We start from the raw sequence: 24,666 nt of genomic DNA, 5'->3' as shown, positions 1-24,666 counted from the left end.
CTGCAAATCCCCACTGCTGTAGAGAGATCAAACAAATTCTTAGAAAAAAGAAGAAGACGAACTTCAAAAGTTCGCCTCAACGTTTTTTATATGTTAACCAATAGACCCTTCCATCTCGAACTTGATAAGGCGGTTCATCTCAACCGCGTATTCCATCGGCAGTTCTTTTGTGAACGGCTCGATGAAGCCCATGACGATCATTTCTGTTGCTTCTTCTTCAGAAATACCGCGGCTCATCAAGTAGAAGAGCTGCTCTTCAGATACTTTTGATACTTTCGCTTCGTGCTCCAATGAAATGTTGTCGTTCAAAATTTCATTGTATGGGATTGTATCAGAAGTTGATTTGTTGTCCATGATCAGCGTGTCGCATTCGATGTTTGAGCGGGCGCCTTCGGCTTTGCGTCCGAAGTGGACGATTCCGCGGTATGTGACTTTTCCGCCTTGTTTTGAGATCGATTTTGAAACGATTGTGGATGACGTATTCGGTGCAAGGTGAATCATTTTCGCACCGGCATCCTGATGCTGTCCTTTTCCTGCGAGGGCGATAGAAAGCGTCATGCCGCGCGCGCCTTCGCCTTTCAGGATAACGGCAGGATATTTCATTGTCAGCTTGGAGCCGATGTTTCCGTCGATCCATTCCATTGTCGCGTTTTCTTCGCAGACCGCACGCTTTGTCACAAGGTTGAAGACGTTGTTCGCCCAGTTTTGAATCGTTGTATAACGGCAGTAGCCGCCTTTTTTAACGATGATCTCAACAACCGCGCTGTGAAGGGAGTTTGTTGTATAAACAGGTGCTGTACATCCCTCTACATAGTGAACGTGAGCGCCTTCGTCGACGATGATCAGCGTCCGTTCGAACTGTCCCATGTTTTCTGAGTTGATGCGGAAGTATGCTTGCAGCGGAGTATCAACTTTTACGCCTTTTGGCACGTAGATGAATGATCCACCGGACCATACCGCAGAGTTCAAGGCCGCAAACTTGTTGTCAGTCGGCGGGATGACTTTTGCCCAATGCTCGCGGAAAATGTCTTCATTTTCTTTGAGGGCGCTGTCTGTGTCTTTAAAGACGATCCCTTGAGACTCAAGATCTTCTTTCATGTTATGGTAAACGACTTCTGATTCATATTGCGCGGATACACCGGCCAAATATTTTTGCTCAGCTTCAGGGATTCCGAGCTTGTCAAATGTTTGTTTGATTTCCTCAGGAACTTCGTCCCATGATTTTTCTGAACGCTCAGAAGGCTTTACATAGTACGTGATTTCATCAAAGTTCAATGAGTTTAAATCTCCGCCCCATTGCGGCATTGGCATATTGTAGAAGTGTTCAAGAGATTTCAGACGGAAGTCGAGCATCCACTGTGGCTCTTCTTTCATGCGTGAAATTTCTTCAACGATTTCTTTTGTCAATCCCCGCTCTGAACGGAAAATGGAAACGTCTTTGTCGGCAAAACCGTATTTATATTCGCCGATATCCGGCATTTTCTTAGCCATCCAACTCACTCCAATCTTTATTCGTTATCGCTGTTTTCTTTGGAAACGCCTTTTTCAAGGGCTTTCCATGACAATGTTGCACATTTAATCCGGGCCGGAAATTTTGAAACGCCTTGTAGAGCTTCAATATCGCCTAAATCGATCGAATCGTCGTAGTCTTTGCCCTGCATCATATCTGAAAAGATCTGTGACATCTGAAGGGCGGTCTCCACGTCTTTCCCTTTGATCGCCTGTGTCATCATGGACGCAGAAGCCATTGAGATTGAGCATCCTTCGCCTTCAAATTTTGCATCTTCTACTTTACCGTCCGTTATCTTCATCGTCAGTCTGATTCGGTCACCGCATGTCGGGTTGTTCATGTCAACGACGATGCTGTCATTTAAAACCCCTTTGTTTCTCGGGTTTTTGTAGTGATCCATTATCACCTGGCGATACAGTGTATCCAAGTTCACATTAAAAGACATTTGTGAAATACTCCTTTGTCTTCTGAAGAGCTTCAACCAGTTTGTCGATGTCTTCTTCCGTATTATACAGATAAAAGCTTGCTCTTGCAGTGGCGGAAACGTTCAGCCATTTCATCAAAGGCTGTGCGCAGTGATGGCCGGCTCTGACGGCGACCCCTTCTGCATCAAGGACAGTCGCCACATCGTGCGGATGAACGTCTTCAAGGTTGAATGTCACGAGTCCTGCACGTTCGGCCGGACCATAGACAGTCGCGCCTTCAAGTTCTTTAAAGCGCTCCAGGGCGTAGGCCGCCAAACGGTGTTCATGCGCCAATATTTCGTCAAGTCCGATGTCTTCAAGGAAGTCAATCGCCGCTCCCAAGCCGATCGCACCGGCAATGATCGGTGTGCCGGCTTCGAATTTCCAAGGCAGCTCCTTCCAAGTCGATTCGTAAAGACCGACAAAATCGATCATTTCTCCGCCGAATTCTGCGGGTTCCATGTTTTCAAGCAATGCTCTTTTTCCATACAGTACCCCGATCCCGGTCGGACCACACATTTTGTGAGCTGAAAACGTGTAGAAATCGCAGTCCAAATCCTGGACGTCAATTTTCATGTGAGGCGTGCTTTGCGCACCGTCTACGACCATGATCGCGCCGTTGTCATGCGCGATTTTGGCTATTTCCTTAATCGGGTTGATCGTACCGAGAACGTTTGAAACATGCGCAGCAGAGACGATTTTTGTATTTTCCGTCACCGTTTCCCTGACATCGTCCAAGGAAATGGTTCCGTCTTCCTGAAGCGGAATGTACTTCAGCGTGGCGCCGGTTGCTTTGACAGCCTGCTGCCACGGAATAATATTCGCATGGTGCTCCATCGGTGTAATGACGATTTCATCACCGGGCTTGAGGTTTGCGCGGGCATAGCTGAGCGCAACCGTGTTCAGGGCCGTTGTCGTACCCCTTGTAAAAATAATTTCCTGCATCGACTTCGCGTTGATAAACTTCCTGACCTTCTCACGAGCTCCTTCATATCCATCCGTTGCTTTCGTTCCTAATGTATGAACGCCGCGATGGACATTGGAATTGTAAGAGTTGTAATACTCATCAATCGTCTCGATGACAACGCGCGGCTTCTGCGATGTAGCCGCGCTGTCCAAATAAACGAGATCGTGTCCGTTGACCTGTTGGCTGAGAATCGGAAACTGTTCGCGAATATCTTTGGCATTCATTATTTTACTTTCCTTTCAATCACAGAGACCAGCTGCTTCTTCACGCCTTCGATCGGAAGTTCATTGACAACCGGTGCGAGGAAGCCGTAAATGACGAGGCGCTCTGCTTCTTCTTTTGGAATTCCGCGGCTCATCAAATAGTAAAGCTGAACCGGATCGACGCGGCCGACGGAGGCAGCGTGTCCTGCCGTTACATCGTCTTCATCGATTAAAAGGATCGGGTTGGCGTCGCCGCGCGCTTTTTCACTCAGCATAAGAACGCGTGATTCCTGCTCTGCATTTGATTTTGACGCGCCGTGCTCGATTTTTCCGATGCCGTTGAAGATCGAAGATGCGGAATCTTTCATAACGCCGTGTTTTAAAATATAGCCTTCTGAATGCTTTCCGTGATGAATGATTTGCGTTGTAAAGTTTTGAGTCTGTTCTCCTCTGCCGACGACAACCGTTTTCGTATCGCCGAATGTGCCGTCTCCATGCAGGTTTGTCGTGTTTTCAGAAACGGTGTCTCCGTCATTCATCAAACCGAGCGCCCATTCGATTTTGCTGTCGCGTCCAAGTGCAGTTCCGCGGCGGCTGACATAAGCCGTCACCCCTGCGGAAAGGTTGTCGACCGCACCGTATTGCACGCGGGCATTCGCGCCTGTGATCACTTCTGACACGATGTTAAAGACCGCTTCCTTAGGGTTCACAGTGCTGATGTAGTTTTCTACATATGTGACTGCACTGTTGTCATCAGCAACGACAAGTACATGGTTGAAAAGCGTTGTATCATTGCTTTCATGGACATAAACAGCTTGCACAGGCGCTTCCAGTTCGACGTTTTTCGGAACGTAAAGGAAGGCTCCGCCGTTCAGAAGCGCTGCATGCAATGCCGTTAATTTATGCTCATCGGCTTTTACGCCGTCTTTCATAAAGTATTTTTTGACTAGCTCGCCGTGTTCGCGGAACGCAGTATGAATATCTGTAAAGATGACGCCTTTATCCTGCAGCTCTTTTGAAAGAGAAAGGTAAGCCGGCGTCTGGTCTCTTTGGACATAAAGCGTTTTGTCTTCATTTCCAAGATCGATCAGCGATTTGACCTCATCTGAAAGATCATCCAAAGAATCAAGCGGTTTATTTTCTACAGTATGCTTATCAAACCGTGTAAAATTCCAATTTGTAATTTTCGTTTTATCAGGTTTCGGCAGCGGCAGATCTTCGGCTTTTTCAAGCGCTTCTAAGCGTAGATCTTGTAGCCATGCCGGTTCCTGGTGCTTCTCAGAGAAGCTTTTGACATATTCCCGATCTACAGATAATTTTGTTTCCAATGTCATGTTTATCCCCCTAACGCTTACGCTTCTTGACCGACAGTTTCGTCTTCGATTCCAAGCTCATGCTTAATCCAGTCATATCCTTCAGCCTCAAGGCGCTGCGCCAGCTCAGGTCCGCCGGATTTCACAACGCGGCCCTGCATCATGACGTGCACGTGGTCAGGCGTAATGTAGTTCAAGAGGCGCTGATAGTGCGTGATGATCAGGCAGCCGAAGTCCTCGCCGCGCATTTTGTTGATTCCTTTTGAAACGACTTTAAGGGCGTCGATATCCAAACCTGAATCGATTTCGTCAAGAATCGCGATTTTCGGTTCGATCATCATCAGCTGAAGAATTTCGTTGCGTTTTTTCTCACCGCCTGAGAAACCTTCGTTCAGGTAGCGCTGCGCCATATCAGGGTCCATTTCAAGAAATTCCATGTTTTCGTCCATTTTGCGGATGAATTTCATTAAAGAAATCTCGTCGCCTTCTTCTCTGCGCGCGTTGATCGCTGAACGGAGAAAATCGGCGTTTGTAACACCGCTGATTTCACTCGGATACTGCATAGCCAAAAACAGGCCGGCCTGAGCGCGCTCGTCCACTTCCATTTCCAGAACGTCCTTGCCGTCAAGCGTGATGCTTCCTTTTGTTACTTCGTATTTAGGATGACCCATAATCGCCGCGGATAAAGTTGATTTACCCGTTCCGTTCGGTCCCATTACAGCGTGGAATTCCCCGCCTTTTATTTCAAGGTTTACACCTTTTAAAATCTCTTTTCCTTCAATCTCAACGTGAAGATCTTTGATTGTTAATGTCGAAGCAGCCATGAAATATACCTCCAATATATATAATCATCATTCTCAATTTATTCTCATTCTAATTTTATAACAAATGAAAAGTGAATACAACAATAGTCTTTCTATCTTTTCGTGTACATGTTCTCAAGTTTAACAAAAAACGTTTTGTTCTTAAAGAGATTGGGGTAAGAAAACTTCCCGGACGAGACTATGCGCTTCTTACAATCAACAAGCTATCGACAAAGAGCGGGAATTACGAATGGGAACGGTTTGATCCCAGGCTGCACGATTCATGACGGGAACAGCGCTCCCCTTCTATTTGGACCGTCACATGCTCCACGTTGCATTCTTTCCTTAGATATTTTGATACTTGTTTTAAGATTCTATCCCTGTCACTGTTTTCGTCTGCCACGATATGGCAGCTTAATGACGGCATATCAGATGAGATCGACCAAATGTGGAGATCGTGAACCTCCCTGACTGACGGAATGGAAAGCAAGCCGTTTTTAAGTGCTTCCGCATCAATGTCTTTCGGTTTTCCTTCCATTAATATATGCACCGAGTCTTTCGTCACCCGCCACCCGCTGACAAGTACCAAAACCGCGACGGCGACGCTTGCGATTGGATCGGCGATATTCCAATTGAAGAAAAGCATGAGGAGGCCTGCGATAATCGCGCCGAAAGATCCCAGCATATCGCCGATGACGTGCAATAAAGCGCTCCGCATGTTTAAATTCCCGCTTGTGTCGCCTTTCATTAATATCCAGGCTGCAGCAATGTTGATGAACAGACCAACCGTTGCAATTGCGAGCATGCCACTGCCGGCGACTTCCGGCGGGCTGAAAAAGCGGTTGTACGCTTCCCAAAAAATATAAAGTGAAATCAAAAGCAAGGTGATGCCATTGATAAACGCAGCCAAAATTTCAAAGCGCCTGTAGCCGAATGTTTTGCTCGCGCTTGCGGCCTTTTCCCCAATTTTAAACGCCAAGAGGCTGAAACCAAGCGCCGCAGCGTCGCTGAGCATATGTCCCGCATCTGACAGCAAAGCGAGGCTGTTCGTCAATATCCCGCCTATCACTTCAATTATCATAAAAGTAAAAATCAAACCGAAGCTGATGAACAGCGCTTTTTGATTTGCTGATCGGCTGCCATGGTGGCTGTGACCTGTATGTCCGTGAGAATGAGCCATTTTAAATCCCCCTCTTAAATTATTATATGATCATGTATTCATATTTAAATTTTACCTTTTCCTTTAATTATGGTCAAGCGGCTTCTAATAACATGGAGAAGGACGGATCGACACATCCGCCCCCCTCTCGTTTTATCCGATCATGGGTAAGTCTGATACGATCTGCTTACTTTTTTGATACTGCTTTTCGCGTCTTTTCTCAACTTCAAGCCGATTCACATGGCTTCTGCTGTACTCCTCGTACCCCATTCCATGCGACTTGTGCATCGCTTTTTCCATTTCGGCCGTGAATTCAAGGTCAAGCTGATCTTGGCTTGAACAAATAATGAATCATCCTTTCAGAGATTTTCTTACATAGTACCAGTTATATACAAACTCTGCAAAGATGTGTGTGCTTTCAATATGCTTTCACGGACAAAATCAATGCTTCATTTGCTGGAATTCTTCCATCGCCTGCAGAACGAGCGTGACCGCTTGGCTCATGGCCGCGCCTCCGCCAAATGCCGCAGTTACGCCGACCGCTTCAAGAATTTCTTCCTCCGACGCTCCACAATCCAGGCAGCCCTTGATATGATAAATAATGCAATATTCATCCTGAGTATTTACACTGATGCCCAGTGCGATCAGCTGCTTATCCTTTTCGCTGAGCGCGCCTTTTTTAAAGCATTCTTCGGTAAATTCGTTGTATTTGGCGGCAATTCCGGGCATTTTTTCGGAAAAGATGCCGATCCCAGCTTTATATTCATGCAGTGCGGATTCGATAATGCTTTCAGATTCATGCTGATTCACGTTTTGTTCCTCCATTTTCAGTTGGTAGTCTTTTTTATTATGAGCCTCTTTTCAAAAAATACGCGAAAAAACCCCGGTTTTCTTCGAAACCGGGGTGTTCTTTCATTTATTCAGATACAGAAATGACAGAGCCTTCATATTTTTTGTCGATGAACTTTTTAATGTCATCAGAGCGCAATACGTCCATCAGAGCTTTCACTTTGTCAGAATCTTCGTCGCCTTTGCGGACGGCGATGATGTTAGCGTAAGGATTATCTTTTGGAGACTCAAGTTCGATTGAATCAGTTTTCGGATTCAGCTTGTTTTGGATCGCGTAGTTCACATTGATGAACACGGCGTCAGCTTCATTGGCTTCGTATGCTTTTGCCGTCATTTCAGGCGCCACATCGTTTTTGATTTTGAGGTTTTTCTTGTTTTCTGTAATATCTTTTACTGTCGCATCCACTTTTTCAATGCCTGATTTCAGCTTGATCAGTCCGGCATTTTCAAGCATTGCAAGCATGCGGCCCTGTTCAGCGGCGTTGTTGCTCATAATAATTTTTGCACCGTCAGGAAGGTCTTTTAAAGATTTATACTTTTTAGAGTAGATGCCGAATGGCTCAAGGTGTACCGCGCCGACGTTAACAAGATCGTAATCTTTATTTTCTTTCATTTCCTGTTCAAGATACGGGACATGCTGGAAGTAGTTCGCATCAAGATCTTTCGTTGCAAGCGCTTTGTTGATCAGTTTGTAGTCCGTGAAATTTTTGATTTTAAGCTCATAGCCTTTTTCTTTCAAAAGCGGCTTTGCTTCTTCAAGGATTTCAGCGTGAGGCGTCGGCGTCGCTCCGACTGTGATGACTTTGCTGTCTTTATCTCCTTCGCTGCTGGAAGATCCGCAAGCGGCCAAAATGCCTGCAAAAATGATGAATAAAGCTGTTAATAAACCTTTTTTCATGTTGATGTCCTCCCTAACGTTTGTCTAATTTATTTGTTATAAAATCCCCGATAAACTGGATGATAAACACAATAGCTAAAATGAAAATAGTGGCGATGAGTATAATATCGGGATTGTTCATCTGAAAACCGTTTACATAGGCAAGGTTCCCGAGTCCGCCTGACCCGATTGCGCCGGCCATCGCCGTCGAACCGATCAGTGCAATCGCCGTAACCGTAATGCCAGAGATCAAGGCCGGCATCGATTCGGGCAGGAGCACTTTAAATATGATCGTCGATGTTTTGGCTCCCATCGATTTCGCCGCTTCAATCACGCCTTTATCGACTTCGCGCAAAGCGATTTCAACCAGGCGGGCATAGAACGGAGCGGACGCGATAATTAAAGCCGGAAGTGCGGCGTTCGGTCCCAGGATCGTGTTCATTAAAAACTTTGTGAAACCGAGCAGCAAAATAATCAATATAATAAAAGGAATAGACCTGAACACATTGACGATTGCCGAGATTACACCGTTAACAATCCGATTCTGCCAAATGTTGCCTTTTGAAGTCAAATACAGCAGCATTCCGAGAATCACTCCGATGATAAAAGCAAACAATAGGGAAATTCCTGTCATATATATCGTTTCATACGTAGCTTCCCACAGCTGCTCCATATCTACGTTTGGAAACAGTTTTTCAAACATTCGTGATCACCTCTGCTTCTACCTGGCGGCTCTTGATGAAATCGACCACATCGTTGACCTCGTTTTCATGTCCGTCGACATGAATGAACAATGAACCGTATGCGCCGTCCTGAGTTTGCGAGATTTTGCCTTGAAGGATGTTGACTTCAACATCGAACTTCCGAATGATCTGTGTGATCAGCGGCGATTCGGCCGCTTCACCGACGAAGGTGAGCTTGATCGTCCGCCCGGATGTCGTTTCTTCGAGGAAATGCTTCAGCGTTTCCTGTGTTTCCACCGGTTCTGTTACCTGCTGAACAAAGCGCTTTGTCATTTCTTCCTTCGGCTTGAGGAAAACGTTCAGCACATCGCCTTCTTCCACGACCTTTCCGTTTTCCATGACGGCCACTCTGTGGCAGATTTTCCTGATGACATGCATTTCATGAGTGATCAGGACAATGGTCAGTCCGAGCCTTTCATTGATATCGGACAGAAGACCCAGGATCGAGTCAGTCGTCTGCGGATCAAGCGCTGATGTCGCTTCATCGCATAAGAGAACTTTCGGATTGTTTGCGAGCGCCCGCGCGATGCCGACGCGCTGCTTTTGGCCTCCGCTAAGCTGTGAAGGGTAGGCGTTTTCCTTGCCTTCAAGACCGACAAGCTTAATCAGTTCAGCGACTCTTTTCAGACGTTTTGCTTTGCTGACACCGGCGATCTCCAGCGGAAACGCAATATTGTCGCGAACCGTTCTTGACCACAATAGGTTGAAGTGCTGGAAAATCATGCTGATTTCCTGCCTCGCATTCCTCAGCTTCTTCCCTTTGATCTCGCTGATTGTTCTGCCGGCTACTTCAACCGTGCCTGAAGTCGGCTGTTCAAGTCCGTTCAAGAGACGGATCAAGGAGCTTTTTCCAGCTCCGCTATATCCAATAATTCCGAAGATTTCACCTTTTTTAATCGTAAGGGTGACATCCTGGACAGCATTGACATCTCCATGCTTTGACCGATAAATCTTTGAAACATTTTGAAGATTTATCAAAAGCCATCACCTGCTTTCTTGCTCAATTCTCATAGTTGTCTAAATTCCTGATCAAACAATGAAAAAAGCCTTTCTGCACACATGAGCAGAAAGGCTTTTGAATAGTCTGGGCCTTTCTCTCATCTTTCAAAGCATAATGCTTCGCGTGAATTGGCACCATTTCAACACGTGTTGATGGTTGCCGGGTTTCATAGGGCACTTCCCTCCACCTCTCTGGATAAGAGAAACATATATTTATTTTTTGATTATTATGATCGGAATTCTTAAAGTAGGATATCATGCGAAAAAATAGTTGTCAACTATTTTTCGTAAGACAATCGGCCTACGGCGAAAAGAGACGAACGTAAACGCCCGTCCCTGTCTGACTTATACACGGAATGTGCCGATTTTTCAAATGTTCAAAATGTCTCTGAATAAAGATCGCTGTTTTTAAAAAAGCCGTCCGTCAGCCATAAAATCGCTTCAAGCTTCAATAAAGCTCTGAAAGAGCCTTTTACTTGAACAGTGCCGCGCTGTACGAGATGCTGTAATGAAATATCGCCGTGAAGAAGGTCAATAATCTCGCTTTGCTCTCCAAAAAAGGTCAAATGAGCTTTTTCTGCAAGAGCAGATTTTTCCATTTCCCCTTTTTCGTTGATCGCTAACGTAAAAGCTTCTTTCTCGCCTTGAAACGTAATCAGCAAAGCCGTTGTAGATAATAGAGGTTTTAAAAAAAGAGCCTTGTCCTCTCTTTCTATCAATCCCATTTTCTCCAACTGTATAACCTCCTGTAAATTGGTCATACTTACAGATTCTCTGTCTGCCGCAGGAGTTCCTTTAGGAATTGCTCGACAAGTTTTTGCTGGTTATTTCCCGAGAAATATGTCAAAAGCGCCCTTAATCCACAACATTTTGTTTAATCGTATCGTATAAGTAGGAAACGGAGTGAAAAGCGTATTCTTTTTTGACGACTTGCCCGTTTTTGTAAAGGATAAAGCACGGAACGCTTTCTATTTCCTGCTGCTTGGCAAATGCCGGGGAATAATTGAGATTGTTTTTATAAAAAGGAATGTCCTTTATCATTTCATCAACGACTTCCAGCATTCTTCCGGCCAGCTGACACGTTCCGCAGAACGGCGTGTATACATATAGAAGACAGGTCTCATGCTCAAGCCGTTTCAGCTCTTTTTCTTGAAGTTCTTGCATCTGTTAAACCGCACCTCAATACGTTTTATAATAAATATTTTGTATGTACCCGGATGTTTGAACGAAATAATACTTCTGCAACATGCTGACTCGGGGCGGAAGCGACTTCTTTGTATACTCTATCGATGTATAGATGCGAAGCTTGGGGGAGCTCCCTCATCAGCTGCCGGCGGAGCTTTTCCCCTGATTCATCGGCATCCACCAGGATATAAACGTCTTTATCAAACAGCGTTTCGGCGAATTCATCGAGCTTTGCCTGGCTGATCGTTCCGTTTGTGCAAATGATGTCCACGGGCTCTTCGATGACATGCTTCACTTTTTGCTTATCTGATTTCCCTTCGACGATCATGACTTTTTCATTTTCCGGCATATGATCACCTTTAATGATTTACTTGTAAAAAAAGGCAGTGAATATTCACCGCCTGACTCGATTAACACCAGCCTTGGTGGTCATCACAGTCTACATATTTAGCATCCGGACCGCTTACGGTATCCGCCGTTTTGTAAAATTTTTCATCTTGGAATGAATATCCAGATTTCAACTCGTATTGATCCTTGCCGGTCATTCGGCCGATCAGCTCATTCTCATGGTACAGCTGCATTCCGCCGTTTTTTAATCGGCTTTCCACATGTTCTGTAATATCAATACGTTCTTTTTTCAGCGTCAATTTGGACACCCCCTCTTGATATAGAGTATCCAAACGACACATGGCTATCCTGAATAATCCTTAGTCTTCTTTTATCATGTCCTCATATTGCTCGGCTGTCATCAGATTTTCGATTTCAGAAGCATCGGACGGCTCGACGATAATCATCCATGCCTTTTCATACGGAGACTCGTTGACGAATTCAGGGCTGTCTTCCAGATCTTCATTCACTTCGACCACTTTTCCGTTGATCGGGGCATACAGCTCAGAAACGGTCTTTACGGATTCAACGCTGCCAAAAGGCTCGTCCGCTTTGATTTCGTCTCCCACTTCAGGAAGCTCGACAAATACGATGTCTCCAAGTTCGGATTGGGCGAAGTCTGTAATGCCGATTCTGACTTTATCTCCTTCTGTCTTCACCCATTCGTGTTCTTCTGAATAACGCAACTCTTTCGGTGTGCTCATGCTAACCCCTCCATAAAGTGTTTTAATCGATCCTACATTGAAGATATCATATTTTGATGTGTTATAACCAGTATGTCTTAAACTGACCTTCTTTAAAACCGACCGTTACTTTACTGCCGTCTGTCGCAATCGGGCGTTTGATCAGCATACCGTCCGAAGCCAGCAGTTCCAGCTGCTCATCTTCAGACATGCTTTGCAGCTTGTCTTTTAAGCCGAGTTCACGGTATTTTTGGCCGCTCGTGTTGAAAAACTTCTTCAATTCAAGTCCGCTTTTCTCATAGAGCTCTTTCAGTTTTTCCTTGCTTGGCGGCTGTTCTGCGATATGTATCCCATTGATTTCTTTGCCGTGGTCTTCAAGCCATTTTTTCGCTTTGCGGCATGTCCCGCATTTCGGATACCAGTAAAAATCCAAAGCCATACATACACACCCCTCTCATTTAATCGAGGTAATTTTAACATAGATCGAATGAAAAACCTAAAACCGTGCTCCATTCTATGACAGCTAAAAACCCCGCCTAAGCAGGGCTTTTCGTTTAAACGATATATTTCTCAGCTTCAAAGATTCCTTTGGCTGCCTGGCGCTTTTTCTCAATGACATTGACAGGCGTAAAGCGCGTTAATTTGCGCAGCGCGGACAGCATCATGCGCAGCGAATCGCCTGATTCCACCGCAATGAGCGATTCCTTGGCATGGCTTTCAATTTCCTGAAAGGCAACTTGTGCAAAAATCTGCGTATAAAGAATTTTCTGGGCGTTTTTGTCTTCGCCGGTTGCCTGGATGGCTTTTTCAGTACGCAATATAGCTGCTTCCATGGCATAGACCTGGCTGACAATGTCAGCGATATTCACGAGGATTTCCTGCTCCTGGTCGAGCGCTTTTCCATATTTTTGTGCGGCGAGTCCCGCGATCATGAGCGCGATTTTTTTGGCGTTTCTCAGCAGATACTTTTCCTGTTCCAAAACGCCGTCACCTGGTTCTTCAGGCATGAGCATCATCAGCTCTTCTTGAAGCGCCTTCGCTTTCTCAAACAGAGGAAGCTCGCCTTTCATCGCTTTTTTCATGTAAGTGCCCGGGACGATGAGACGGTTGATTTCGTTTGTGCCTTCAAAAATCCGGTTGATCCGTGAATCGCGGTAAGCCCGCTCCACTTCGTATTCCTGCATGAATCCGTAACCGCCGTGGATTTGAACACCTTCATCAACGATATAATCAAGCGTTTCAGATCCGAATACTTTGTTAAGGGAGCATTCGATTGCATATTCAGCGATCGATTTCGCGACTTGGCGCCCGTCTTTTTGCTCTTCTTCGCTCAAGGTGCCCATTTTGTCTTCAAACAGCCCGACCGTACGATAGACAGAGCTTTCCATCGCATAAAGTCTCGCTGACATAGTGGCGATTTTTTCCCCGATTAAGCTGAACTTTGCGATCGGCGTCTTAAATTGCTGGCGCTGATTGGCGTATGAAGCGGACAGCTCGATGACCCGTTTGGAAGCGCCGATTGTCCCGACAGCGAGCTTATAACGACCGATATTTAAAATATTGAAGGCGATGACATGCCCTTTTCCCGGTTCGCCTAAAAGGTTTTCTTTCGGAACTTGAACCTGGTCTAAGATGAGCGTGCGGGTCGAAGAGCCTTTGATGCCCATTTTTTTCTCTTCAGGCCCTGTGGAAACACCTGCGTAATCTTTTTCCACAATGAAGGCCGAAAAATGTTCGCCGTCTATTTTCGCATAGACGATGAAAACATCGGCAAAAGCTGAGTTTGTAATCCATTGCTTTTCACCGTTTAATATATAGTGGGTTCCCGCCTCATTCAAAACGGCCGTTGTTTTTGCTCCTAATGCATCAGATCCGGAGCCAGGCTCTGTTAAGGCATAGGCTGCAAATTTTTCCCCTGTTGCAAGGGACGGCAGATACTTTTTCTTTTGCTCCTCGGTTCCGAAAAATACGATCGGAAGCGTGCCGATCCCGACGTGCGCCCCGTACGATAACGAAAAGCTTCCCGCTCTTGAGAATTTTTCGGTGATCAGCGCCGAGCTTATTTTATCGAGCCCGAGTCCGCCATACTCTTCAGGAACGTCAGCACCGAGAAGCCCGAGTTCCCCGGCTTTTTTCAGAAGCCTGACAGAGTGATCGAAATTGTGCTCTTCAATTTCGTCGATGTATGGCAAAACATCTCCGAGAATATAATCTTCAGTCGTTTTGGCGATCATTTTATGTTCATCTGTGAAATCTTCCGGTGTAAACAGCTGATCAGCCGTCACCTCTTCAATCAGAAAGGCTCCGCCTTTTTTCATATGGTCTTTTGTTTGTTCCATTGTTCCATCCCCCTTGTGATTAAACTAATTCGAATACCCCTGCTGCTCCCATGCCTCCGCCGATGCACATCGTCACAACGCCGAATTGCTCGCTTCTCCGCCGCATTTCGTGGATCAACGTCAGCGTCAGCTTTGTTCCCGTGCAGCCGAGCGGATGACCGAGCGCAATCGCTCCGCCGTTGACATTGACTTTCTCTTCATCGATGCCAAGCGACCTGATAACCTGGATCGCTTGCGATGCAAACGCCTCATTTAATTCGAATAAACCGATATCCGAGAGCTCTAGTCCCGCCATCTTCAGCGCCCTAGGGACAGCTTCAACAGGACCTATGCCCATCACCTCCGGCGGAACGCCGCCGACTGCGAACGAACGAAATCTTGCGAGGGGCTTTAACCCGAGCGCATCCGCTTTTTCTTTGTCCATGATCATCACTGCGGCCGCCCCGTCGCTCGTCTGCGAGGAATTCCCTGCCGTAACCGAGCCGTCCGCCGAAAACGCCGGTTTTAACGTCGACAGAACGTCTTTAGTTGTCCCCGGGCGCACACCTTCATCGGCGGAGAAAGTAAACGTCCGCTCCTTCAGCTTGTGATGTTCATCCACTTCTCTGACGGTGACGTCCACCGGGACGATTTCATCTTCGAACTTTCCTTCCGGGATCGCTTTGGCTGCTTTTTGATGGCTGCTGACAGCAAATGCATCCTGATCCTCCCTGGAAACGCCGTATTTAACAGCAACCTGTTCAGCCGTATGGCCCATTCCCATATAATATTCAGGAGCTGTTTCCGCGAGCGCCGCGTTCGGTCTGACGATATGCCCCATCATCGGCACGATGCTCATCGATTCAGCGCCGCCGGCAATGATCGTGTCGGCAGCTCCAAGCATGATTTTTTCGGCCCCGTAAGCGATTGATTGAAGTCCTGAAGAACAATATCTGTTGATCGTAACGGCCGGTACTGTGTGCGGCAGACCGGCAAGCGCGCCGATATTGCGCGCCATATTCAACCCTTGTTCGGCTTCCGGCGTAGCGCAGCCGATGATTAAATCATCGATATTCCCTTCATAACCGCCAGCTCTTTTCAGCGTCTCTCTCACGGCATATGCGCCTAAATCATCGGGACGGACAGTCCTCAATGAGCCTTTTTTTGCTTTTCCGATCGGGGTTCTCGCCCCCGATACAATAACTGCCTCTTTCATTATTTTCCCTCCTTAATTACGCAATGGTTTGCCTTTTACAAGCATATGCTGCATTCTCGCCTGCGTTTTCGGTTCGCTCACAAGGCTCAGGAAAGCTTCTCTTTCCAAATTGAGCAAGTATTCTTCCGTTACTTCAGCGCCGAACGGAACCCTCCCGCCAGCGAGGACAAACGCCAGCTTTTTCGCTATCTTCATGTCGTGTTCAGAGATGGCGCCGGACAGCTTTAACGATTCCGCACCGAGCAGGAGCGCTGCATAGCCGGATTCGCCTGTCACCGGCACTTTCTTTTTCACCGGCGGACGGTAGCCGCTTTCGGAAAGCGTCAGGACGAGTTTTTTAGCATCGTATAACAAGTGATCCTGGTTGATGCTGATTTGATCCTCTGCGGTTAAGATGTTCAGCTCTTTCGCTTCTTGAGCCGAAGTCGACGTTTTTGCAAGGGCAATTGTCTCAAACGTCTTGATGGCGGCCTCCTGGATATCCGGTTTAACTCCTTCAGGCAGCCCCTTCAAGTAGTTTAAATAAAGCTCTTTATTGCCTCCGCCGCCCGGAATCAGACCGACGCCTGTTTCAACGAGGCCCATGTATGACTCGTTTGAAGCTTGAACACGGGCTGCAGGCAGACAAAGCTCAGTCCCACCGCCAAGCGTCATCCCGAACGGAGCGGCGACGACCGGCTTGGTACTGTATTTCACTTTCATCATCGTCTCCTGGAACTGACGGATGATCATGTCAATTTCCATATAGTTGTCGTCTTGAGCTTCCATCAGCATCATCGCGAGATTGGCTCCGACGCAGAAATTTTTGCCCTGGTTGCCGATCACAAGTCCTTTATAATTGGCGTCTACTTCCTCAAGAGCAAATTTCAGCATTTGGATGATGTCGAAGCCGATTGCATTGCTTTTCGAATGAAATTCGAGCAGTGCGACATCATCGCCTAAATCGATCAAACTTGCCCCGCTGTTTTTCTTGATGACGCCTTTTGTTTCTTTGAGTGATGACAAATGGATCGTTTTCTTGTTTTCTTGAAGCGCCCTGTATTCGCCGCTTTCAAAACAGTAATAGAACGTCTTTCCGTTTTCCTTAATGTAGAAGGTCTCATGTCCTTTTGCGAGCATTTCCTTCACCCAGTCCGCGACTTTCCAGCCCTCAGCTTCAAGCTTTTGCACCGCGTTTTTCACACCGATGCTGTCCCACATTTCAAACGGCCCTTCCGACCAGCCGAACCCCCATTTCATCGCCTGATCAATTGCCGTTATGCTGTCAGCGATTTCCCCTGACAGCTCAGCCGAATAGACAAGCGTCGGAGCTGTCATGTTCCAAAGAAGGCTTCCCGCTCTGTCGTCTGAATAAATAAGCGCTTTCAATCTCGCTCCTGCGCCTTTCATTTGCTTGGCCGCTTCAAGTCCCGATGTTTTTAATGTTTGGCGTTTGCTGTAGGTCAACGTCATCGGATCGAGCTCAAGAATGTCTTTTCCTTCTTTTTTGTAAAAACCTTGTTTCGCTTTGCTTCCGATCCAGCCTTTTTCGAGCATTTTTTCAATAAATTCAGGCAGCCGGAAAACGTTTTTTTCTTCGCCAGTGACTTGGTTATAAACATTTTTGGCAACGTGCGAAAATGTATCAAGCCCGACGACATCGAGCGTTCTGAAAGTTGCGCTTTTCGGGCGCCCGATCAGCGGACCTGTAATCGAATCGACTTCGCCTATCGTGTAGCCGCCTTTCAGCATTTCCTGAACCGTCACAAGCAAGCCGTATGTTCCGATGCGGTTGGCGATAAAGTTTGGCGTGTCTTTCGCTTCAACAACCCCTTTGCCAAGTACGTCTTCGCCAAATTTCTTCATAAATGCCAGCACTTCGGGATCCGTTTCGTCAATCGGAATCACCTCAAGCAGCTTTAAATAGCGGGCCGGGTTAAAAAAGTGCGTTCCTAAAAAGTGCTTTTTGAAATCAGCGGACCTTCCCTCCGCCATCTGCCTGACGGAGATGCCTGATGTATTGCTGCTGACGATGCTTCCGTGTTTTCTGTATTGATCGACCTTTGAAAACACTTGCTTCTTGATCTCCAGTTTTTCGACAACAACTTCAATAATCCAGTCGGCATCTTTAATTTTTTCAAAATCGTCTTCCATGTTCCCTGTGGTGATACGGCTGATATTCTTCTTCGAAGTCAACGGAGCCGGTTTTTGCTTTAGCAGCTTTTGTACGGCTGACTGTGCCAGCCGGTTGCGCACATCCGGGTCTTCAAGAGTGCGGCCTTTTTTTCTTTCCTCATCTGTTAATTCACGCGGCACCATATCGAGCAGTAACACAGGAATCCCGATATTGGCTAAGTGAGCCGCGATTCCGGAACCCATTACACCGGAACCGATAACGGCGGCTTTACGAATATGCTTGACCATGAAAGATCCTCCCTCACTTTGAATGAATACTCATTCATTTTTGCTCCAAAAAAATAAACTCTCCTGTCTTCTTTCATCTTAAAAGATTTTGGAAGCGAGTTCAATAACTTGGTGCAAAATTTCTGAAATTTTTTCAGCGGGTATTATTTTGCTACGGTTACATGTTTCCCCGCTTTTGGGACAAACCAATAGAGAGGAGGTGAAGGCCTTGGTACGTGAAAGAAAAAATCCATCTTCTGCCGCAGTCAGCGCCGCAAGCATAAAAGGCAATGCAGGTCCGGATTATAAAAAGGCGGAGGCGGGCGGAAAACGGACAAGCCAAAACCAGCAATATAAAAAGCATAATATGGATGTTCCTGAAGATCACTAAGCCCCTTTAAGCATCCGGTATAAATTTCCGATGTGTTAGGAAATCTAAAAATAAACGCTAAAAGGAGGCAGACGCATGCAGCAACAGCAAGGAATGACAACACCGCCGCCGGTCATTTCAACAAAGGATCATCTGTATTTGCAGGATATGCTGAACTGGAACTTGCTCGCGATGAAAAAAGCGCATTTTATGGCGGATCAATGCCAGGATCAGTCTCTTAAAACAGAACTCGACAGGGCCGGACAAATGCACCATCACCATTACAATGTGATATTGGAGCAGCTTCGTCAAAATCAAACGCAAAACCCGTCGGCATACATGCAATAGGAGGTCAATGATGAATCAGCAAAACCAACAGAAAATCGGCAATCAGGAAACCCCTGTCCCGAAAACGAGCGCGATGAATGACAGGGATTTTGTCAACGAACTGCTGACAACTGAAAAATACATGACGGCAGCATACTCGACAGCGCTTAATGAATTAAGCCATGAATCGCTTTACCAGGCCGTTCAGCCGCTGTTTAACGAGGCGCAAAACGTACAGCGCAGATTGTACCAGGTGATGTTTCAAAACGGATGGTACAAGGTGGAGGCAGAAGATGCCCAGAAAATCCAGCAGTCTTATCAGCAATTCCATTCTACATTGCAAGACCAGTCGCCATATCAGCAAAACCAATAAACAAAAAATAAGCAGAGGAGTCTCCCTGCTTATTTTTTTTGATTAGCCGCTCGGTGCGCTTCATTTCGTTCTTTAATCTGGCGGATGACTTCTTTTATCTCCTGCTTCGCATCCGGATAAGCTCCGTTCCAATGCTTGGCGAGGGGCGGCATGCTTTTGGCGATATGGCTGTAGATGATCCACATCTTCACCTGTTCTTTCAGTTCTTCGTCCGTTTCGCCTAAAAGCAGTTCCGTATATTTCTCAACAAGTCCGTCCAGCTGCTCCTTTAGTTTTTCCACTCACGACACCCTTTCTTTACGTTTATTTCTCGGGCATGTCCTGCATTTGACGCCGTTTTTGTCTGTTGCATAATACAGACAGCAAGTCGTGCGTGTCCGATCCTCCGCGTCCTGTCCGGGATAAAACCTTTTGAGAGGGTTTTCGTCAGCCCCTTCTTCAAAAAGGCCGGGCTCAGCTTCATAAAGAAGAAAATGAAAATCTTGCGCCGCCCGCGCCTTGAGCTTCGGATCTTCCAGAAGCGTGTCATACATCCAATACAGATAAACCGCAATATTTTCCCAAAGAATATGCTTTGAAATCACAAATGTCCGCCGACAGGCCGCGATCAGGGCGCCAAGATGGCGCCTGAAGATATCCTCGGTCAATTTTTTCAGTTCTTCGGTGCGATCCGCTTCGATAAGCTCAGCACCTTTGTGAAAATAAAACGACGGCGTCCACCCTTGATCATCGGCTTCTATCTCCCACGATACGGAAGCGGGAGCGGCTGGCAAGCGTTTTCCGCAAACCGTAAACAGATAGAAATGCAGCGCAGCAAGCATCCCGCTGCGCTTGACGAGCATCGAAGCCGCAACTTTTTGATTCGGAGCGTTCAGCCTGTCTTTCATATCTTCTACATAACGTTCTAAAAAATCCTCATCAAGGAGCATGTTTCCTTTAACAGAGAATAAGGAGCCGGTCTGCTTCGTTCCTAGGCGAAAACGAAGCAATGACTCAAGCTCCTCTTTTGTTAAATTAAGCATGGGACTGAACCACCTGCTGGACGATGCATCTTCCTCTTCCGTACGGAATGCAGTGCGGGGTGCCGAAAAGCGGATCTTTCGTCACTTCGCAGTCCATTTCAAAAACGTCCTGCACAAGCTTGCAGTTGATAATGGATTCAGGCCGGCCTTCGGCATATATCTTTTTGTCTTTAATCGCGACGAGGTGGTGGGCGTAGCGGCAGGCAAGGTTCAAATCGTGCAGCACCATCACGATCGTGCGCTTTTCGTGTTCATTTAATTCAAACAAAAGGTCCAGAATTTCAATTTGATGCGTCATATCCAAGTATGTCGTCGGTTCATCCAGTAAAATGATATCCGTTTCCTGAGCGAGCGTCATCGCGATCCAGGCGCGCTGCCGCTGGCCTCCGGACAAGGAATCGACTGTGCGCTCGGCCAGTTCTTCCATTCTTGTCGCTTTCAAAGCCTTTTGCACGGCCTCTTCATCTTCCGCTGACCATTGCTTCAGCCAGTTTTGATAAGGATACCGTCCCTGCTTAACGAGCTGGAGAACGGTCAGGCCTTCCGGAGCCGAAGGGCCTTGAGGCAGAATGGCCAGCTCCTTTGCCACTTCTTTCGTCGGAAGTTTGGCGATGGAGCTGCCTTCGAGAAGCACTGAACCGCCCTTTGGCTTCATTAAACGTGCGAGAGACCGAAGGAGAGTCGACTTACCGCAGCCGTTGCTGCCGATAAATACGGTGATTTCACCTTTTGGGATCGTTAAGTTTAACTCATCAATAATGATTGTTTCTCCATAACCTAAGCTTAACGTTTCTGTTGAAATGGCACTCATAAATGAAATCTCTCCTTTTATTGGTTTCTGCTTTTATACAGCAAGTAGATAAAGTAAGGGGCGCCTATCGCTGCAGTAAACACACCGGCAGGCACTTCAACGGGAGAAAAAAGCGTGCGTCCGATGATGTCAGCAATCAGCACAAGCAATCCTCCGATCAGCGCGGCAACCGGCAAGAGGGCGCCGAATGATGAACCGACAAGCCTTCTTGCGATATGCGGGGCCATCAAACCGACAAATCCGATCGTTCCAGAAAACGCGACGGCGATTCCGGCAAAAGCGGTGCTCAAAAGCAGGAGCAAAAAGCGATTCCGCTGAACAGAGCTTCCCACGCCTGTCGCAAGCTCCTCGCCGAGCGTCTGAATGTTGACGTTTCTGGCGGAGATGACGCAAATCAGCAGGAGGACAAGCGCAACCGGGATTAAAATATTCACATCCTGCCAGTTGGAACCATATACTGATCCGGTAATCCAAACGTTTGCCTGAGATGTTCTGTATATCGGTCCTTTGATCATAAACAATGTCGTCAAGGACTTGGCAAGCATTGAAAAACCAATCCCGATCAGCACGAGCCGAAAGGTTGAGGCGCCGTTTTTATAGGACAGAAAATAGACGATCATTCCGGCAAGCGCCGCGCCGACAAATGCGGCGACAGGGAGCCAGCTGATGCTGACGATCAGCGCATTGCTTTTATCTGAAAACAGCATTAAAAACAAGACAACAGCGACAGATGCCCCACCCGTCACACCGATGATGTCAGGGGAAGCAAGCGGGTTGCGGATGAGCCCTTGCAGGATCGAGCCGGCTGCCGCCAGACAGATTCCCGCAAACAAAGCCACCAAAATCCGCGGCATTCTGAAAGACATGATGATCAGCTCATCCGCCGGATTTCCCAGGCCGAGAAATGTTTTCGCGACTTCACCCGGAGAAATAAAACGCTCGCCGATACCGGCGCTAAAGACGATTGCACAAGCTGTCAGCAGCGCTAAGATGATGAATGAAAGCAACGCCTTTCGTCCGATTAAAAATGAGATGCTTCCTTTTCCAATCCTCAGTTTGCGATAATTCTTCAATTTTGGAACCCCCTTCTCGCAACATACACAAAGAGGGGTGTTCCGATGATGGCCGTCATGACGCCGACCGGCACCTCTTCAGGCATAATCAGGTATCTGGCGCCGATATCAGCGAAGACAAGCAATATTGCGCCCAGTACAGCACAATACGGAAGTATCCAGCGGTGGTCATTGCCGACAATAAATTTCGCAAAATGCGGTATGACAAGCCCGACGAAGACGATCGGTCCGGCAACAGCGACAGAACCGCCGGCAAGCAGGATAATCGCCAACGCCATCAGCGCTTTGATCAGCCATGTTTTCTGGCCGAGGCTTTTGGCCACATCTTCCCCCATCGTTAAGACATTGATTTTAGATCCAAGCAGAAAGCTGATGATGAATGCCGGAACGATATATGGAAGGACGGTCGTCAATAGGCTCAGGTCGCGTCCCTGGACAGAGCCGGCGAGCCAAAACAGCGCCTGTTCGAGCGCCGCCTCATTAACAGAAAGCAACCCTTGAGTCAGCGATGAAAACATTGCTGACATCGCCGCCCCCGCAAGCGTCAGCTTCACCGGAGTCAAACCTTCCCTGCCAAGGGAACCGACAAAATAGACGATTAAAGCGGTAGCGGCAGCTCCCAAAAACGAGATCCAGGCGATCGCCTGAAGCGAGCCGACATGAAAGAAAAACAGAGAGCACACAACAAAAAAGCCGGCTCCGGCGTTGATACCGAATATACCGGGTTCCGCCAGAGGATTTTTAGTCATCGCTTGCATCAATGCCCCGGCAACCCCGAGGGAAGCCCCCACAGTTGCGGCAATCAGCGCGCGCGGCAGACGCACATTTCTCAGCACAAGATGTTCATTGGATCCGCTGAAATCGGTGAACGCCTTATAAGCCACAGACCACGACGTATTCGTATAGCCGTATACGACACTTGCGCAAAGTGCGGCAATCAAAAGCAAAATAAAGGACAGCAGTACGATTGTTCTATATTTATTCGTTCTTAAGAGCATAGATTAAAATTCTCCTAGTTTGACTCGAAACATCTACGGTTATTGTATCAGATATCACTGATCTTGAAAATCATTTTCAATTAACAATTGACAAAATTCCTGCTGAAAATTATGATCATGTTTAACAACAACATTCTGAGGAGGACAAACATGAAAAAACGGACAATGCTTGGTTTCATCGCTATGTTAGCGATTTCACTTCTTGCGGCATGCAGCGGCGGTAAAGAAGACTCTTCAAAAGGCGAAGACAATAAAAAGGTGATAACCGTTAAACACGCTATGGGTACAGAGGATCAGATCCCGGCCAATCCAAAAAGGGTTGTCGTACTGACAAATGAAGGAACAGAAGCGTTGCTGAAATTGGGAATTAAGCCAGTGGGCGCAGTTAAATCCTGGACAGGCGATCCTTGGTATAATCATATTAAAAATGACATGAAAGGCGTCAAAGTGGTCGGTCTTGAAGGCGAGCCAAACATTGAGGCGATTGCCGAACTGAAGCCAGATTTAATCATCGGCAATAAAATGAGACAAGAAAAAATCTACGACAAGCTGGAAAAAATCGCTCCGACCGTTTTCTCTGAAACGCTCCGCGGCGAATGGAAGGACAACTTTTCCCTCTATGCAAAAGCTGTAAATAAAGAGGAGAAAGGCAAAGAAATTTTAAAAGATTTCGATAAAAAAGTCAGCGAATTAAGCGATAAACTCGGCGAACAAAAGAAGAAGCGGGTCTCAGTTGTCAGATTTATGGCCGGCCAATCAAGAATTTATTATAAAGATTCATTCCCTGGGATCATTTTGCAGCAACTGGGCTTCAATTTCCCTGAAAAACAGGAAAAGCTGTTTGCAAAACAAGACGATAAGTTTGCTTTTATGACGGAAAACAAGGAATCGATTCCTGAGATGGACGGAGATGTCCTGTTCTATTTCACATATAAACCTGCGGAAAGCAAAAAAGACGCAGAAACATGGCAAAACGATTGGACAAGCGATCCGCTTTGGAAAAAATTGAACGCTGTAAAAACCGGAAACGCCCACGAAGTCGACGATGCGATCTGGACGACAGCCGGCGGTGTCAAAGCAGCGTATCTGTTCCTTGATGACATCGAAAAATACTTTTTAAAATCGTAAGCAAAAAAGAGCATTTCCTCCGTTGGAAATGCTCTTTTGCTTATTTTCCGTGATAGATTCTTGACGTACCATCCGGCCATTTCACCCGCAGATGAAACCGGTCATATCGCTCATCAAGATTGAAAGCCTCAAGCACATTGCTGATCACGTCCTGCTTTGAATCGGATTTGGCGATCGAAAGTTCGCTTAAAACCATTTTCATTTCGTTTAAAGCTTCTTCCCCTTCGCGGTTCGCTCCGTTCAGGCGGTCTTTAATCGATGCTTTTTCCCGCTCCTGTTTGTCGTATACGGCTTCAAACGTATTGTGCTTTCCACGGCCATAGTTCACTTCCAATGCAAATGCAGCGTAAGGCACGCTTTCCACATCTGAAACAGGGGCGTTATCGGGAACGGCCTCCTTACCTTCAGCATGTTCTTCCGCTATTGAACGGCAGCCGGTCACTAGGATCATGACAAGAGCGATAACGGCCATCCGAAATAGGTTCATACCGTTCAACTCCTCTATG

Annotated in this window: 30 protein-coding genes and 1 riboswitch; of the genes, 4 read left to right on the top strand and 26 right to left on the bottom strand. The window is 46.8% G+C overall.

The annotated features are described in order from the left end of the window. Nucleotides 1-93: 93 nt before the first annotated feature. The 20 genes from sufB to MST20_RS11395 all read right to left on the bottom strand — a co-directional run bounded on the left by sufB (nt 94) and on the right by MST20_RS11395 (nt 18,079). On the bottom strand, nt 94-1,491 hold the full coding sequence (sufB, locus tag MST20_RS11485) for a Fe-S cluster assembly protein SufB (RefSeq protein WP_145651693.1): 1,398 nt from the start codon (nt 1,489-1,491) through the stop codon (nt 94-96). A gap of 17 nt (nt 1,492-1,508) precedes the next feature. Beyond that, entirely contained in the window at nt 1,509-1,955 is a 447-nt protein-coding gene (gene sufU, locus MST20_RS11480) for a Fe-S cluster assembly sulfur transfer protein SufU (protein WP_020452866.1), read from the bottom strand. Then, nucleotides 1,945-3,165: a cysteine desulfurase SufS gene (gene sufS, locus MST20_RS11475; protein ID WP_243942268.1), complete on the bottom strand. Its 1,221-nt coding sequence runs from the start codon at nt 3,163-3,165 to the stop codon at nt 1,945-1,947. The genes sufU and sufS overlap by 11 nt, the downstream gene beginning before the upstream one ends. Next, entirely contained in the window at nt 3,165-4,478 is a 1,314-nt protein-coding gene (sufD, locus tag MST20_RS11470) for a Fe-S cluster assembly protein SufD (RefSeq protein ID WP_023856210.1), read from the bottom strand. The genes sufS and sufD overlap by 1 nt, the downstream gene beginning before the upstream one ends. A gap of 17 nt (nt 4,479-4,495) precedes the next feature. Next, a complete protein-coding gene (gene sufC, locus MST20_RS11465; RefSeq protein ID WP_020452869.1) occupies nt 4,496-5,281 on the bottom strand; it encodes a Fe-S cluster assembly ATPase SufC in 786 nt (261 codons plus the stop codon). A 223-nt stretch (nt 5,282-5,504) separates the two neighbouring features. Continuing rightward, nucleotides 5,505-6,440, bottom strand: coding sequence for a cation diffusion facilitator family transporter (locus MST20_RS11460; protein ID WP_243942266.1), 936 nt, complete (start codon nt 6,438-6,440; stop codon nt 5,505-5,507). A 132-nt stretch (nt 6,441-6,572) separates the two neighbouring features. Continuing rightward, nucleotides 6,573-6,707: a YuzK family famiily protein gene (locus tag MST20_RS21370; RefSeq protein ID WP_256379620.1), complete on the bottom strand. Its 135-nt coding sequence runs from the start codon at nt 6,705-6,707 to the stop codon at nt 6,573-6,575. A gap of 153 nt (nt 6,708-6,860) precedes the next feature. Next, a complete protein-coding gene (locus MST20_RS11455; protein WP_031305044.1) occupies nt 6,861-7,244 on the bottom strand; it encodes a carboxymuconolactone decarboxylase family protein in 384 nt (127 codons plus the stop codon). A gap of 91 nt (nt 7,245-7,335) precedes the next feature. Further along, nucleotides 7,336-8,166 carry a methionine ABC transporter substrate-binding lipoprotein MetQ gene (metQ, locus tag MST20_RS11450; RefSeq protein WP_165428005.1) on the bottom strand — a complete coding sequence of 277 codons (831 nt, stop codon included), beginning with the start codon at nt 8,164-8,166 and terminating at the stop codon, nt 7,336-7,338. 13 nt (nt 8,167-8,179) lie between these two features. Next, a complete protein-coding gene (locus MST20_RS11445) occupies nt 8,180-8,848 on the bottom strand; it encodes a methionine ABC transporter permease (protein ID WP_243942264.1) in 669 nt (222 codons plus the stop codon). Continuing rightward, on the bottom strand, nt 8,841-9,866 hold the full coding sequence (gene metN / locus MST20_RS11440) for a methionine ABC transporter ATP-binding protein MetN (protein ID WP_020452874.1): 1,026 nt from the start codon (nt 9,864-9,866) through the stop codon (nt 8,841-8,843). The genes MST20_RS11445 and metN overlap by 8 nt, the downstream gene beginning before the upstream one ends. 116 nt (nt 9,867-9,982) lie before the next feature. Beyond that, nucleotides 9,983-10,090, bottom strand: a riboswitch (SAM riboswitch). A gap of 174 nt (nt 10,091-10,264) precedes the next feature. Beyond that, the gene (locus tag MST20_RS11435) at nt 10,265-10,621 is read right to left on the bottom strand and encodes an SCP2 sterol-binding domain-containing protein (protein WP_243942262.1); all 357 of its coding nucleotides are present in this window, start codon (nt 10,619-10,621) and stop codon (nt 10,265-10,267) included. Between the two features lie 121 nt (nt 10,622-10,742). Continuing rightward, the gene (locus tag MST20_RS11430; RefSeq protein WP_026580080.1) at nt 10,743-11,051 is read right to left on the bottom strand and encodes a thioredoxin family protein; all 309 of its coding nucleotides are present in this window, start codon (nt 11,049-11,051) and stop codon (nt 10,743-10,745) included. 25 nt (nt 11,052-11,076) lie between these two features. Continuing rightward, complete coding sequence (locus MST20_RS11425) at nt 11,077-11,421, bottom strand: toprim domain-containing protein (protein ID WP_020452877.1); 345 nt, start codon at nt 11,419-11,421, stop codon at nt 11,077-11,079. A gap of 61 nt (nt 11,422-11,482) precedes the next feature. Continuing rightward, entirely contained in the window at nt 11,483-11,719 is a 237-nt protein-coding gene (locus MST20_RS11420; protein WP_152846592.1) for a YusG family protein, read from the bottom strand. A 60-nt stretch (nt 11,720-11,779) separates the two neighbouring features. Next, the gene (gcvH, locus tag MST20_RS11415; RefSeq protein WP_020452879.1) at nt 11,780-12,163 is read right to left on the bottom strand and encodes a glycine cleavage system protein GcvH; all 384 of its coding nucleotides are present in this window, start codon (nt 12,161-12,163) and stop codon (nt 11,780-11,782) included. 61 nt (nt 12,164-12,224) lie between these two features. Beyond that, entirely contained in the window at nt 12,225-12,581 is a 357-nt protein-coding gene (locus tag MST20_RS11410) for an arsenate reductase family protein (protein WP_243942260.1), read from the bottom strand. Nucleotides 12,582-12,696: 115 nt separating this feature from the next. Continuing rightward, nucleotides 12,697-14,481, bottom strand: coding sequence for an acyl-CoA dehydrogenase family protein (locus MST20_RS11405; protein ID WP_243942258.1), 1,785 nt, complete (start codon nt 14,479-14,481; stop codon nt 12,697-12,699). Between the two features lie 19 nt (nt 14,482-14,500). Continuing rightward, the gene (locus MST20_RS11400) at nt 14,501-15,676 is read right to left on the bottom strand and encodes an acetyl-CoA C-acetyltransferase (RefSeq protein ID WP_243942257.1); all 1,176 of its coding nucleotides are present in this window, start codon (nt 15,674-15,676) and stop codon (nt 14,501-14,503) included. Nucleotides 15,677-15,688: 12 nt separating this feature from the next. Then, the gene (locus MST20_RS11395; protein WP_243942255.1) at nt 15,689-18,079 is read right to left on the bottom strand and encodes a 3-hydroxyacyl-CoA dehydrogenase/enoyl-CoA hydratase family protein; all 2,391 of its coding nucleotides are present in this window, start codon (nt 18,077-18,079) and stop codon (nt 15,689-15,691) included. 208 nt (nt 18,080-18,287) lie between these two features. Between MST20_RS11395 and MST20_RS11390 the strand changes: the two genes are divergently transcribed. The 3 genes from MST20_RS11390 (at nt 18,288) to MST20_RS11380 (ending at nt 19,128) form a co-directional block, all read left to right on the top strand. Beyond that, nucleotides 18,288-18,449, top strand: a complete 162-nt coding sequence (locus MST20_RS11390; RefSeq protein WP_152846587.1) for a YuzL family protein — start codon at nt 18,288-18,290, stop codon at nt 18,447-18,449. 75 nt (nt 18,450-18,524) lie between these two features. Next, nucleotides 18,525-18,776, top strand: coding sequence for a hypothetical protein (locus MST20_RS11385; protein WP_243942254.1), 252 nt, complete (start codon nt 18,525-18,527; stop codon nt 18,774-18,776). Between the two features lie 10 nt (nt 18,777-18,786). Then, nucleotides 18,787-19,128 carry a spore coat protein gene (locus MST20_RS11380; protein ID WP_009329552.1) on the top strand — a complete coding sequence of 114 codons (342 nt, stop codon included), beginning with the start codon at nt 18,787-18,789 and terminating at the stop codon, nt 19,126-19,128. Between the two features lie 29 nt (nt 19,129-19,157). Here MST20_RS11380 and MST20_RS11375 read toward each other — a convergent pair whose 3' ends face one another. From MST20_RS11375 to MST20_RS11355, 5 genes are read right to left on the bottom strand one after another with little or no spacing between them, the layout of a single operon-like run. Next, on the bottom strand, nt 19,158-19,409 hold the full coding sequence (locus MST20_RS11375; RefSeq protein ID WP_020452886.1) for a YusU family protein: 252 nt from the start codon (nt 19,407-19,409) through the stop codon (nt 19,158-19,160). Then, nucleotides 19,410-20,150, bottom strand: coding sequence for an IucA/IucC family C-terminal-domain containing protein (locus tag MST20_RS11370; RefSeq protein WP_243942252.1), 741 nt, complete (start codon nt 20,148-20,150; stop codon nt 19,410-19,412). Continuing rightward, nucleotides 20,143-20,961 (bottom strand): ABC transporter ATP-binding protein, encoded by an 819-nt coding sequence (locus MST20_RS11365; RefSeq protein WP_020452888.1) that lies wholly within the window; start codon nt 20,959-20,961, stop codon nt 20,143-20,145. Before MST20_RS11365 ends, MST20_RS11370 begins: the two co-directional genes overlap by 8 nt. A 17-nt stretch (nt 20,962-20,978) precedes the next feature. Further along, entirely contained in the window at nt 20,979-22,034 is a 1,056-nt protein-coding gene (locus MST20_RS11360) for a FecCD family ABC transporter permease (RefSeq protein ID WP_243942250.1), read from the bottom strand. After that, the gene (locus MST20_RS11355; RefSeq protein WP_243942248.1) at nt 22,031-23,032 is read right to left on the bottom strand and encodes a FecCD family ABC transporter permease; all 1,002 of its coding nucleotides are present in this window, start codon (nt 23,030-23,032) and stop codon (nt 22,031-22,033) included. Before MST20_RS11355 ends, MST20_RS11360 begins: the two co-directional genes overlap by 4 nt. A 150-nt stretch (nt 23,033-23,182) precedes the next feature. On the opposite strand from MST20_RS11355, the gene MST20_RS11350 reads away from it, so the two are divergent. Further along, nucleotides 23,183-24,160, top strand: coding sequence for an ABC transporter substrate-binding protein (locus MST20_RS11350; RefSeq protein WP_243942246.1), 978 nt, complete (start codon nt 23,183-23,185; stop codon nt 24,158-24,160). A 40-nt stretch (nt 24,161-24,200) separates the two neighbouring features. Here MST20_RS11350 and MST20_RS11345 read toward each other — a convergent pair whose 3' ends face one another. Then, nucleotides 24,201-24,647, bottom strand: coding sequence for a YusW family protein (locus MST20_RS11345; RefSeq protein WP_243942244.1), 447 nt, complete (start codon nt 24,645-24,647; stop codon nt 24,201-24,203). Between the last annotated feature and the right edge of the window lie 19 nt (nt 24,648-24,666).

The organism is Bacillus sp. B19-2 (assembly GCF_022832475.1).
Taxonomy (GTDB): Bacteria; Bacillota; Bacilli; order Bacillales; family Bacillaceae; genus Bacillus; species Bacillus paralicheniformis.
This window is presented reverse-complemented; position numbering and strand designations above follow the sequence as displayed.